12 protein-coding genes and 1 tRNA gene are annotated in these 12523 nt (G+C 65.2%); 10 read left to right on the forward strand and 3 right to left on the reverse strand.

The features are described from left to right. A partial coding sequence (locus CH256_RS17230; protein WP_256989469.1) for a TPM domain-containing protein occupies window positions 1-2030 on the reverse strand: 2030 nt, incomplete at its 3' end. A 128-nt stretch (window positions 2031-2158) separates the two neighbouring features. Between CH256_RS17230 and CH256_RS17235 the strand changes: the two genes are divergently transcribed. The 7 genes from CH256_RS17235 to dnaG are packed head-to-tail and all read left to right on the forward strand — an operon-like array spanning window position 2159 to window position 9697. Further along, window positions 2159-3103, forward strand: a complete 945-nt coding sequence (locus CH256_RS17235) for an ABC transporter ATP-binding protein (protein ID WP_094640184.1) — start codon at window positions 2159-2161, stop codon at window positions 3101-3103. Beyond that, window positions 3100-3903 (forward strand): ABC transporter permease, encoded by an 804-nt coding sequence (locus tag CH256_RS17240; protein ID WP_094670113.1) that lies wholly within the window; start codon window positions 3100-3102, stop codon window positions 3901-3903. Before CH256_RS17235 ends, CH256_RS17240 begins: the two co-directional genes overlap by 4 nt. Window positions 3904-3949: 46 nt before the next feature. After that, window positions 3950-5059 (forward strand): sensor histidine kinase, encoded by a 1110-nt coding sequence (locus tag CH256_RS17245; protein WP_094670145.1) that lies wholly within the window; start codon window positions 3950-3952, stop codon window positions 5057-5059. A 12-nt stretch (window positions 5060-5071) separates the two neighbouring features. Next, the gene (locus tag CH256_RS17250) at window positions 5072-5680 is read left to right on the forward strand and encodes a response regulator transcription factor (RefSeq protein ID WP_068052311.1); all 609 of its coding nucleotides are present in this window, start codon (window positions 5072-5074) and stop codon (window positions 5678-5680) included. Between the two features lie 55 nt (window positions 5681-5735). After that, complete coding sequence (locus CH256_RS17255; RefSeq protein WP_068052310.1) at window positions 5736-6452, forward strand: YdcF family protein; 717 nt, start codon at window positions 5736-5738, stop codon at window positions 6450-6452. After that, complete coding sequence (locus tag CH256_RS17260; RefSeq protein WP_068052304.1) at window positions 6453-7727, forward strand: deoxyguanosinetriphosphate triphosphohydrolase; 1275 nt, start codon at window positions 6453-6455, stop codon at window positions 7725-7727. It abuts the gene before it with no gap. A 53-nt stretch (window positions 7728-7780) separates the two neighbouring features. Beyond that, window positions 7781-9697 carry a DNA primase gene (dnaG, locus tag CH256_RS17265; RefSeq protein ID WP_094670114.1) on the forward strand — a complete coding sequence of 639 codons (1917 nt, stop codon included), beginning with the start codon at window positions 7781-7783 and terminating at the stop codon, window positions 9695-9697. Here the strand turns inward: dnaG and CH256_RS17270 are convergent. After that, window positions 9694-9939, reverse strand: a complete 246-nt coding sequence (locus CH256_RS17270) for a hypothetical protein (RefSeq protein WP_068052299.1) — start codon at window positions 9937-9939, stop codon at window positions 9694-9696. The genes dnaG and CH256_RS17270 overlap by 4 nt on opposite strands. A 138-nt stretch (window positions 9940-10077) precedes the next feature. Here CH256_RS17270 and CH256_RS17275 point away from each other — a divergent pair. Continuing rightward, window positions 10078-10150: transfer RNA gene (locus CH256_RS17275), tRNA-Asn, on the forward strand. Window positions 10151-10421: 271 nt separating this feature from the next. Beyond that, complete coding sequence (locus CH256_RS17280; RefSeq protein ID WP_094640179.1) at window positions 10422-11336, forward strand: AfsA-related hotdog domain-containing protein; 915 nt, start codon at window positions 10422-10424, stop codon at window positions 11334-11336. On the opposite strand, the gene CH256_RS17285 is transcribed toward CH256_RS17280, so the two are convergent. After that, window positions 11314-11955 (reverse strand): ScbR family autoregulator-binding transcription factor, encoded by a 642-nt coding sequence (locus CH256_RS17285; RefSeq protein WP_094670115.1) that lies wholly within the window; start codon window positions 11953-11955, stop codon window positions 11314-11316. The two genes, CH256_RS17280 and CH256_RS17285, sit on opposite strands and share 23 nt — an antisense overlap. A gap of 82 nt (window positions 11956-12037) precedes the next feature. Here CH256_RS17285 and CH256_RS17290 point away from each other — a divergent pair, with 82 nt between their 5' ends. Continuing rightward, window positions 12038-12505: an NUDIX domain-containing protein gene (locus tag CH256_RS17290; RefSeq protein WP_068052286.1), complete on the forward strand. Its 468-nt coding sequence runs from the start codon at window positions 12038-12040 to the stop codon at window positions 12503-12505. Window positions 12506-12523 lie beyond the last annotated feature (18 nt).

Consider the following 12523-nt stretch of genomic DNA (forward strand, 5'->3'; position numbering starts at 1 on the left):
GCCGTGGCCCACGCCGAGGAAGGCCGGAACCTGTGACCGACAAGTCCACCGACACCGCCACCGCCGAATCCGCCACCGAAGCCGCCGCCACCCCCGCCGCGCAGCACACTGTTGATCAGGATGCCGCCGAGGACCGCACCGGCGATGTTGCCGCCGCTACTGCCACCGCGCGGACCGTGGCGATTCTCCCAGTTCTGCACGTCGGACTGGGCGATCTGCGATGCGCGCGAGGCCAATTGGCTCGCAGCGTGCGCGTGCTTGAGGGCCTCGTCCGGGTTCTCGGGTTCGAGCTGACGCGCCGCACCGAGGTGCCGTTCGGCCTCGGACAGGCGCGTTCTGGCGTCGGCACCCACTCCGCCGCGGCGCGTCGAGATGTAGTCCGCAGCGGCGGTGATCTGCGCCTGAGCGGCCGCGATATCGCGATCCAGGCGGGCCCGAAGTTGGTCCTCGGCCGCCTTGTCCGCCGACGCCTCGTCGACGATCTTCTCGAGTTCGGCATCGGCTTCGGCGAGGGCGGTGTAGCTGCCGAGAGGGTCCGAGGACTGCGCCGTCTCCGCGTTCTTCAATGCAGTCTGGGCGGCTGTCACGGCTGCCTGCAGTTCGGCCCCGCCGTGTTCGGCCAATCCACGAGCCTGCTCGATGTCGCGTCGAACGTCCGCGATGGCGTCGGGCAGGGTTGCGATGGCATGCCTGATGTCGTCACGGGCATGGTCGACGCCATCGAGCAGGGTCTTGGCCTGGTCGACGGCTCGCTCGGCCGTGCGAATCGCGGTGACCGCCGGCCCCTGCTTGCCGGGCGGGAGTGCCGCCGCCGAGCGTCCGGCCTCGATGTTCTCCTCGGCCAGCGCCATGCGCTCCTTGGCCATCGTGACGTTGTCGGCAATCGAGTTCAGCGCCGATTCGGAGAAGTCCGAATGCAGCTGAGCAAGAACCGATTCGGACTGCGGAATTCTCACCGTCAAGCCGACGACAGCCTGGGTGAGCTCGTCGAGGTGGGCGTCGGCGTTCATCACGAGATCGCGGAACCCGTCGAATTCCTCCACCCGCGAATCGAGTTCGCGATCGGCCTGGCCACACGAGGAGATGATCTCGACGAGCATCGCCCGTCGCTGATCCGGAGTTTCCGGAATGGCGTCGTCGAGGCGTTGACGAATCTCGAACGCCGAGGCCAGGGCTTTCTTGGCGTTGTCGTAGGCGGTGATGAACGGCGCGGCCGCGGAATCTCCGAATTCTCCACGGGCGAGGTTCAATTCCTCTTCGCTGGCGCGCACCGCGTTGTCGGTCTCGATCAGAATTTCCTTGGCCCGCGTGTCGAGGACGTCGATGGGGAAGGCGGCCAGTGCGGCCGGGTCGCTCGGGTCGATCTTCGCCACGGCCTCGACCTCGGCGGCGACTCGGGCCTTCTTGCGGCGCGACGAGTAGACGACGGCTCCGCCGCCCGCCACGGCCAGTGCGCCGACTCCGATCAGCAGGGGTGCCGACGAGCCACCGCTGCCGCTCGAGGCGTACGCGTCGCCGAGTGCACCGGCTGCCGCAATGGCCGCACCGGACCAATCTTCTTCGCGCAGTGCAGGTTCGACATCGTCGACACGGATCGAATCTTGTTCGGAGGTGGTGATCTGAGACAGGCCGGTGTTCACCGCGAGGTAGTACGAACGGTCCACGGTGGCCACGGCGAGCAGAACGTCGCGCTGGCCGAGGTCACTTCTCTGGTACGTCTGCTCGGCCCAGTTCGCCGCCGACATGTTGTCGAAGTCCGCGACATAGGTGACCCACAACCGAACCTGGCTGCTGCCGTAGAGATCGTCGATCGAGGTCTGCACCTCGGCGAGTGCATCCGGGTCGAGTGCCTGGACGTTGTCGGTGATCTGTGTGGCCAGTCGCGACGGAGCCTCGGCGGATGCAACTCCCGGCGCGAGCAGGACCGCGGCGAAGAGGGTCAGAGCACCCACGGCGGCGAGACGACGAAATCGATGGATTGCTTCTCGAACGACTGGGGCGCTGGTGTGCCGCCGGTGCTGGACTGCCATGGCCTGAAATCTACCGGCTACGCGCCCGTGAGATCGAGCAGGTCGATCCGGATGCATGACAGTTGTCACCTCGCAATCGTGACGCCCGAACGAGGTCGGAGCTGCTCGGCCGCCGCAGAGTGATTCCCATGACCACAACGAAAGCAGTCGAACTGCGCAGCGTCACCAAGACCTACGGCTCGGTCCGGGCGGTCGACGGGCTGAGCCTGTCCATCGAACCGGGCGAGGTCGTCGCATTCCTCGGACCGAACGGAGCGGGAAAGACGACCACCATCGACATGATGCTCGGCCTGGCGACACCCACCACCGGGACGGTCTCGGTGTTCGGGGGAACGCCCGCCGACGCCATCGCCCAGGGGCGCATCTCGGCCGTCATGCAGACCGGCGGTCTGCTTCGCGATCTGACCGTCCGCGAAACCGTCGAGCTGACCTCGGCACTGTTCGCCCACACCCGGTCGGTGAAGGAGGTACTGACCAGGGCCGGCATCGCCGATATCGGAGACCGTCGAGTGGCGAAATGCTCCGGCGGTCAGCAGCAAAGGCTTCGGTTCGCGCTCGCTCTGCTGCCCGATCCGGATCTGCTGGTGCTGGACGAGCCGACCACCGGCATGGACGTCGAGGGGCGTCGCGACTTCTGGAACGCCATTCGCCAGGACGCCAGCACCGGCCGCACGGTGCTGTTCGCAACGCACTATCTGGACGAGGCCGACGCGTACGCAGACCGCATCGTGCTGGTGCGGCACGGCAAGATCGTCGCCGACGGCAGCGCCGCCGAGGTGAAGAACCTGGCGGCAGGACGCACCGTCACCGCCACCCTGCCCGGCGTCGACCAGTCGGTGTTGCTGGCTCTGCCGGGGGTGGACCGCGTCGACACACGTGGCGATCGGGTGATCGTGCACGGACGCGACTCCGACGCCGTGGCCCGATACCTACTCAACGATGCACACGCGACCGATCTGGAAATCGTCTCGCGCAACCTCGAAGACGCATTCCTCGCCCTGACCACCGATTCTGAAAACGACAGAGCCGAAAACGACACAGCCGCAAACGACCTCGCCGGGAGCATCCGATGACCACGACCGCACACTCCGCAGCCACCCGTACCTCTGCCAGAGCCGTTGCCTGGGGCGGATTCTCGCCGACCTTCCTCGGACTCGAGATCCGCAGGCTCTTCCGGAACAAGCGAACTCTGATCTTCACGTTGGTGATGCCGCCGGTGTTCTTCGTCATCTTCGGCACGCAATCCGACTACCGGACCGACTACCCCTTCGCGCACGGCAACGTCACCGGTTACATCGCCATCAGCATGGCCGTCTACGGCGCGATGCTCGCGACCACGAGCGGGGGAGCGATGGTCTCGGTCGAACGGGCGCAGGGGTGGAGCAGGCAACTGCGGTTGACTCCGCTGAAGCCCGTCGCCTACATCGTCACCAAGGTTCTCGTGGCCATGACGATGGGTGCAGCCGCGATCGTCGTGGTGTTCGTCGTCGCGAAGTTCTTCGGAGCAGACATGCCGATCTGGGTGTGGCTCGCGTGCGGAGTGATCGCGTGGCTCGGCTCTGCAGTGTTCGCCGCGTTCGGGCTGTTCATGGGCTACCTGCTGCCCTCGGAGAACGTCATGCAGATCCTCGGACCGGTGCTCGCCTTCCTGGCGTTGGCCGGCGGACTGTTCGTCCCGCTCGGTGACAGCGGCTGGTTTCCGATGCTGGCCCAGTTCACCCCGCTCTACGGCCTGGCGACCGTGTCCCGGGCACCGTTAACCTCGGCCGACACCGGCACCCTGGTGATCGCCGTGGTGAACCTGGTGGTGTGGGCCGCGATCTTCGTCGCCGGAGCGTCCTTGCTGTTCCGGAAAGACACCAAGCGTGCGTGAGACCGAAACCGCTGATCATGTCGTCCACAGAGATACCGTGGGCGACATGACCACGTTCACCGCCGACCTTCCCGAGGGACGGATCTGGCGGTTCGGCTGGATGTTCGGAGCCATCTGGCTGGTGTACCTGATCTATCCGTTGAACGACATCCTCGCTCTGGAATACGTGCCGGCTAAGGTTGCCGGGGTCGTCACGATCGTTGCCTTCGGTGCCGTGTTCACGTCCACTTTCTGGCGTTTTCGTAACGGACACCGCCGAGGAAAGCCGCTGCCGGTCTCCCAGGCGTGGATCGCGCTCGGAGTCATGATCACGCTGACCGTGTCCATGAGTGTATGGATCGGAACCACCGCATTCGGCGCGACCGTCTACATCGCAGTACTGGCCATGATGACCCTGCCGGTCAGGCAAGCGTGGGTGTTGGTGGTGGTGATGGTTGCGCTCGTCGAAGCGGTGCCACGCTTCATCTCGTCCTGGGAGCCCGACACCTTCTTCGCATTTCAGCTGCTGATCAGCGCGGCCGCGGCATGGGGGATCACGCAGGTCTTCCAGCGCAATCACGAATTGGCCGTGGCCAGGCAACAATTGGCCGATCTGGCCATCGTGGCCGAACGCGAGCGCATGAGCCGGGACGTGCACGACATTCTGGGCCACTCGCTGACCGTCATCACCGTCAAGAGCGAATTGGCGGGCAGGCTCATCGAGATCGATCCGGCCCGCGCGGCCGTGGAGATCGCGGAACTGGAAACCCTTGCTCGGCAAGCACTCGCCGACGTGCGCAGTACCGTCGGGGGCATGCGCCAGGTCGACGTCGGATCCGAGTTGGCCAGTGCACGAACGGCTTTGACCGCGGCGGGGATCGAAGCAGATCTGCCCTGTGACGCCGACGTGGTGCCGCTGCGGCATCGAGAACTCTTCGGCTGGGTGCTCCGCGAAGCAGTGACCAACGTGGTTCGACACTCGCGTGCACGGCAGTGCCGGGTGACGCTGACGGCGTCGAGCATCTCCATCGTCGACGACGGGGTGGGACCGGCAGACCAGCAGTCCGGTGGCAACGGTCTGCGCGGTCTCGGTGAACGGGTGACGGCAGCGGGTGGTTCACTGACGATCGCCCGGGTGCCGACCGGTGGGTTCAGGGTGGAGGTACACGGTGAATAGGACGCAGGCGCGATGACCATCACGTTGTTGTTGGCCGACGATCAGGCCCTGGTGCGCGGCGCACTTGCGGCCCTGCTGGGGCTCGAACACGATCTCGAGGTCGTCGCCGAAGTGGGACGTGGAGACGAGGTTGCCGCCGCCGTTCTCGAACATCGACCCGACGTCGTCCTGCTCGACGTCGAGATGCCCGGCAAGAACGGTATCGAGGTCACCGCCGAACTGGCGCTCGTCGCCCCGCAGTCGAGGGTGCTGATCGTCACCACGTTCGGGCGACCGGGATACCTGCGACGCGCCATCGATGCGGGTGCGTCGGGTTTCGTGGTCAAGGACACTCCCGCCAAGCAGCTGGCCGACGCCGTTCGGCGCGTACACATGGGGCTTCGCGTCGTCGATCCGACGCTGGCGACCGAAACCCTCACCGATGGCGTCTCTCCACTGACGGCCCGAGAGCAGGAGGTTCTCCGCGCGGCTGCCAGGGGCGGAACCGCTGGGGCCATCGCTGCTCAGGTCCACCTCTCCGAGGGCACGGTGCGCAATCATCTGTCGTCGGCGATCGGAAAAACTGGCACGAGCACCAGGGCCGAGGCGGTCCGGGTGGCCGAGGATCGAGGGTGGCTGTAGGTCGTTCGAGGCGCGCCGTGACGGTTCCGATGCCTGGGCCTGGCAAACTCGAGGAGTGAATTCAACTCTCGACCGAGATTCGTACGGCGATCCGTACGACGACCGGTATGCCCCGGACCCCGGTCCCGAGCGTCTCGGCTTCTTCGGAACGCTCGGACGCTGGACCGGTCGGCTGGTCGCGGGAGTGGTACTGATGTCGTTGGTGCTGGTCGCGGGAACAGCGGTGCGGGTATGGCAGGTGGCGCGCATCGACGACTACTCCAAGGCCGACGCCATCGTCGTACTCGGCGCTGCTCAGTACAGCGGCACACCCTCGACGGTGTTCGAGGCACGACTGTCCCAGGCCGCGTCGCTGTACGAGCAGGGAATCGCCCCCGAGATCGTCACCGTCGGTGGCAAGCAGGAGGGCGACCTGTTCACCGAGGCCGCGTCGGGTCGCAACTATCTGATCGATCAGGGAGTTCCCGCCGACGCCATCATTGCCGTCGAGACCGGCTCGGACACCCTCGAGAGCATCGAGGCGGTGAGCAACACACTGCGTGAGCAGGGCAGGTCGTCGGTGGTGTTGGTCAGCGATCCGTGGCATTCACTGCGCACCCGAACCATGGCGCGCGACGCCGGCCTCGATGCCTGGACTTCGCCCACGCGCACCGGGCCCGCGGTCTACACCAGAGAATCCCAGGCGCACGGAATCGCCAGGGAGACAGGCGCTCTGCTGTGGTATCAGCTGACCCACTTCACCGCGGACTTCTCCTACACGGCGGGCCAGTAGATGAGCGGCACGTACTCGGCGCACGACGTCGAACGATTCGTCACCGAACCCCCGAAGACCGCAGGACTGCGGGCCGGGGCGGACAACGCCTCGCATCGAAGCGCGTTCGCACGCGATCGAGCGCGCGTGTTGCATTGCGCCGCGTTGCGCAGGCTCGCCGACAAGACTCAGGTCACCGGTCCTCGAGACGGAGACACCCCGCGCACACGATTGACGCACTCGCTCGAAGTTGCGCAGATCGGCCGCAGCATCGCCGAGGGGCTCGGCAGCGATCCGGATCTGGTGGACCTCGCCGGGCTGGCGCACGACATCGGCCACCCGCCGTACGGACATAACGGCGAACGCGCCCTCGACGAAGTGGCTCAGGATTGCGGTGGGTTCGAAGGCAACGCGCAGAACCTGCGCATCCTGACCGGGCTCGAGCCGAAAATCCTCGACTCCGACGGCCGCAGCGCAGGACTCAACCTGACCCGGGCGTCGCTCGATGCCGCAACCAAGTACCCATGGATCAGGCCCGCCCCCGGAGCGAAGTTCGGTGCCTACGACGACGATTCCGCCATCTTGGGCTGGGTACGTGACGGCGCTCCGGACAAGCACAAGTGCCTCGAAGCGCAGAGTATGGACTGGTCCGACGACGTCGCGTATTCGGTCCACGATGTCGAGGACGGTGTGATCGACGCCCGAATCGATCTACGGGCGCTTTCTGATCCGATCGAGCGACGCGCCCTCGCCGAGCTCGGCGTCTCGGAATTTCGCGGACTCGATGTGGAGGAACTGATCGAGGCCGCAGATCGACTGTCCAGGATGCCCGTCGTGGTCGCGGTCGGACGCTACGACGGCACTCTCGCCGCATCCGTTGCGCTCAAGCACATGACCAGTGAACTGGTAGGCCGCTTCGCCACCGCCGCGATCGAGGGCACCCACGAGAAGTACGGCACTGCGCCGCTGAGCCGATACGACGCCGACCTGGTGGTGCCGTCGATCGTCGGCTCGGAAGTTGCACTGCTCAAGACGATGGCGTTGCGGTACGTGATGTCCGATGCCGGACACAAGATCCGCCAGGAGCGCCAACGCGACCGTATCCACCGCGTCGCCGAGTGGTTGATGCGCTCTGCTCCTGGCGAACTGGACCCCATTCTGGTGCCCGCGTGGCAGCGGGCCGACAGCGATGCGGAACGCACTCGTGTGGTCGTCGACCAGATCGCCTCGTACACCGAAAGTCGCCTCGAATTGATCGACAAGCGGTCACTCGGGGCTCAGGCCAGCTGGGGCTGATCGCTCCGCCGACCGAATGTGGGTAGGTCCGGATCGGGACTAGACTGCCCTTCGTGGCCGGCCGAATTCCTGAACGCGACATCGCCGCCATTCGCGAACGCACACGGATCGAGGACATAGTCGGCGACTACGTCTCGCTCAAGCGCGCGGGCGGCGACTCCATGAAGGGGCTGTGCCCCTTCCACGACGAGAAATCCCCGTCGTTCCACGTTCGCCCCAATCACGGTCACTATCACTGCTTCGGCTGCGGCGAGGGCGGTGACGCCTACTCCTTCCTGCAGAAGATAGAGCACATCTCGTTCGTCGAGGCCGTCGAGCAACTGGCCGACCGGCTGAACTATTCGATCTCCTACGAGGGCGGAGGCCCGTCGGTTCAGCGCGACCGCGGCACCCGTGCGCGACTGATCGCCGCCAACGCAGCAGCGCAGGAGTTCTACGCAGGCAGGCTCAGCGGTCCCGACGCCCAGGCCGCGCGGGACTACCTGACCGAACGCAATTTCGACGGCCATGCGGCGTTGGCCTACGGCTGTGGGTATGCACCCGACGGCTGGGACACCCTCACCAAACACCTGCTGGGCAAGGGGTTCGAGGCCAAGGAGATCGTCGACGCAGGGCTGGCGACACCCGGCAAGCGCGGAACGCCCATCGACCGCTTCCGGCGCCGGCTGGTGTGGCCCATTCGCAGCCAGAGCGGCGACGTCATCGGCTTCGGTGCGCGCAAGTTGTTCGACGACGACACGATGCCGGGTAAGTACATCAACACCCCGGAAACCATGCTGTACAAGAAGTCTCAGGTGTTGTTCGGCCTCGATCTGGCGCGCAAGGAAATCGCGAAGTCCCATCAGGCCGTCATCGTCGAGGGCTACACCGACGTGATGGCGATGCATCTGGCAGGCGTCAAGACTGCGGTGGCGTCCTGCGGAACCGCGTTCGGCGAGGACCACCTGGCGATGCTGCGCCGACTGATGATCGACGACAGCTACTTTCGCGGGGAAGTGATCTACACCTTCGACGGCGACGAAGCCGGCCAGGCCGCCGCGATGAAGGCGTTCGAGGGTGATCAGAAGATCGCCGGTCAGACGTTCGTCGCCGTCGCCCCGGACGGAATGGACCCGTGCGACCTACGGCTGAAGTCCGGCGACAACGCCGTTCGCGATCTGGTCGCCAGGCGTACCCCGATGTTCGCCTTCGTGGTCAAATCACTTCTGCGAGAACATGATCTGGATACGCCCGAGGGACGCGTCGAGGCGTTGAAGCGAACCGTCCCGGTGGTCGCCCGCATCAAGGACGCGTCGTTGCGGGACGAGTACGCCCGGCAGTTGGCCGGGTGGACCGGCTGGGACGACACCGCGATGGTGCTCGCCCGAGTGCGCGACGAGGCGAAGAAGGGTGCCAGGGGCGACACGAGCGGCAAACGTGTCCCGTTCGAGAAGCGTCAGGCCGCTCCGGCACCGGCCCCCACGGGTCCTCCGCGTCCCAACCCCACCGATCCGACGCTGTGGCCGCAGCGAGAAGCACTCAAGGCGGTGCTGCAGATGCCTGCCGTGGCGGGCACGGTCTTCGATTCGCTCCCGCCGGAGAGCTTCCACCACCCGGCGTATTCGGCCGTGCGCGACGCGGTGGCCGCTGCCGGCGGCACCGCAGCAGGCCTGGGCGGAGGGGAGTGGGTCGACGCCGTCGCCAAACAGGCCAAGGACGCCGTTGTCGTGTCGTTGGTCACCGAGTTGGCCGTCGACCCGATGCGCGTGGCCGACGACGCTCTCACCCGCTACATCTCGGGCGTACTCGCACGGCTGCAGGAGGTGTGGGTCGGCCAACAGGTGGCCGAACTGAAATCGAAACTGCAGCGCATGTCACCGGTGGAGAAGCCCGACGACTACAACGCGCTGTTCGGCGACCTCATCGCCCTCGAGCAGTACCGCCGCAGTCTGCTCGAGCTCGCCGTCGGAAGTGTGGCCGAGGTCGGTTAGCGCCGCAGCTGATCGCGGGGAACGAAGACCTGGGTCTCGTCGTCGATCGGCTGCATCGGCTCGAGCCGCGGTTGCGTGTTCAGGGAATCGGACAGCTTCTGACGGCCGACCTCGATCGCCTTCTTGGTGGCGGGGCTCGACGCAACGGCGTTCGCAGTCTTGCGAATCTGCTCGTACCGGCCCCGTCCTGCCTTGGCGCCGAGCACATAAGCAGCTCCAGCCGCCAGTACCAAACGAATCATCAGTAGGTCCTTCCATAGAGCGTGCGGCTGTTCTTCCATCTTGCCCGACGAACCTCGAGCAGGGCGATTTGGTACTCGGCAGGGGGTGTGCGCTATTGTTTCCAACGGCTCGCACGAGAGTGTGACGCCGCGAGGTAATCCCCCATAGCTCAATTGGCAGAGCATTCGACTGTTAATCGAAGGGTTCCTGGTTCGAGTCCAGGTGGGGGAGCGCAGTCCCCGTTCGGTTCGCCCGGGCGGGGATTTTTGCTGTCCGGAGTGAGCCGCACGAGCCGACCGGCACTGCCCGTGAACGTACCGAAACAAGTGGTACCGAGAGTTCGAGTCAGTTAACAGATCGTGACGGTTATTTCTGTATATCGATTGAATGAATCCCTTCGACCGATGCCAGTTTTGTCGGTCTCTCGCGACATACTGAACGAGCGATCCCGGTGGCTCAACAGTGCTATAAAAAGCCGGGTCGGTCGGTTTTAAGGGGCTTCATGAGTTTGAGTTACGCAGCAACAGTTCCACGGCACCTCGTGCATCGGAGGTCGCCGGGCGACGTTCTGTTGACCGATTACGAGACCGTCGAGGGCACCCATCGGGCGGCCGTTCAGTTCCCCACGTCGCATCGCATGTTCGCGCCGGTGCGCCGAACCCACGACTCGTTGATGGTGGCCGAGGCTCTGCGCCAAGCGATCAGCCTCTTCTGCCACGTCAACCACGGGGTGCCACTCGATCACGTGGTGTTCATCGAGCACTCCCGCTTCGAGATCCTGGACCCGCTCTCGGTCGACGACATCGATGATTCGCTTGTCGCAGAGTCGATCACGACCGACGTTACGTTCGAGAACGAGTCGCTCGACAACATGAAGCTGTCTGCCCGACTCCTGAACGGCACCCACCTCGTCGCGTCGGGGACGGCGTCGGTGCGGACCATCGGACCCGAGGTGTATTCGCAGTTCCGCAAATCGACCGTTGCCGACCCCCACTTCCGTTTCCTGCCGGCCGGAACCGAGGTGGTCCCGGCGTCCTCCGTCGGACGTCTCGATCCCTCCGACGTGGTGCTGGCACGGCACACATCCGACGGCACCATCGTCGTCGCGCCGGATCCGCGAAACCTGGCGATGTTCGACCATTCGGTCGAGTATCTCCCGGGAGTGACGATGCTCGAGGCGGCCCGTCAGGCTCTGCGTCTGGCGACCGAAACACCGACGTTGGATTTCACCTCCTGCGAGGTGAGATTCATGGGATTCGCCGAGTGGACCAACCCGTGCACGGTGATCGTCGACACGGACTCCACCGACGGCGTCTTTCGCATTCAGTTCGAGCACGACGGCGAGGTGTTGTCGGCAATGTCCGTCACGGTGACGTCCGAACCGTGGTTGGCCCCTACCGATCGCTCCAGTCGATAAGGGCGTCTTCGGCGACTGTCATCACGCGCGCGAGGCGTCGGCGCGGCACCACCGAGGGCAGCAACATCTGCCACATCTCGGTCAGCCTCTGCTGTAGATCGGCGCGTCCGGTCAACATCTCCGACACCGTCTGTACGCCGGTGAACGAGGCGACGATGTATCGACCGAGCGTGTGCGCGTCGATACCGTCGACGATGTCGCCCTCGGCCTGAGCACGTGCGGCGAGATCACCCATCTTGCCGATCCAGTCCTCGAATGCGCGCGCATTGGGGCTGTCCGCGATGGCCGACTCCAGCGTCAACCGCATACCCCCGCGGGCGATGGATTCGGTCTGCAGTTGGCGTCCCAATTCCTTGCTCACCAGGATCAAGGCATCCAAGGCCTTCGGCGTCCGCTCCATGATGAGGGCACTCGCGCTCGCCGCCATGGACAGTTGCGCGTCGATAACTGCCTGCGCCAAATCTTCCTTGGACGAGAAATGAAAGTACATCGCGCCTTTGCTGACCCCGGCATGGGCGATGATGGTGCTCAAACTTGCTGTGCCGTAACCGAACTTCTCGAAACTGGCGGCGGCCCCTTGGAGTACGGCCTGCCTGGTGGACGCTGCACGCTCCTGCATCGGTAGACAATAACTGTTACCCGGGTTCGCGGCACGACGGCGCGAAGGACTTCTCCCTGCGAATCGATGGCAGGCTGAGGCGATGGTCCATACCAGTGCAGGAATTCTGTTGTATCGCGTCGGTGTCGACGGTCCGCAAGTCCTGATCGCTCACCCCGGAGGACCGTTCTGGGCGCGTAAGGACGACGGGGCCTGGTCCATCGTCAAGGGGCTGATCACCGATGGTGAAGACCCCTGGACGGCGGCCCGACGGGAATTCCGAGAGGAAGTCGGTGTCGATGTGCCGGCCGGAGAACACATCGAACTCGGCACCGTCAGGCAACGCGGCGGGAAGATCGTCATCGCGTTCGGCGTCGAGGCCGATCTGGATGTCTCGAATGCGGTGAGCAACACATTCGAGATCGAATGGCCGCCGAAATCCGGTCTCATGAAGTCGTTTCCCGAGGTCGATCGCGTCGAATGGTTTCCGCTGGCGCAGGCGAGGACGAAGCTGCTCGCCTCCCAGCACCCCTTTCTGGACGCGGTGGAGGCGGTTGTCGCAGCACCGTAGTTTCGGCGCGGGTTCCCG

The sequence above is a fragment of the Rhodococcus sp. 05-2254-6 genome (assembly GCF_002258565.1).
GTDB lineage: Bacteria > Actinomycetota > Actinomycetes > Mycobacteriales > Mycobacteriaceae > Rhodococcoides.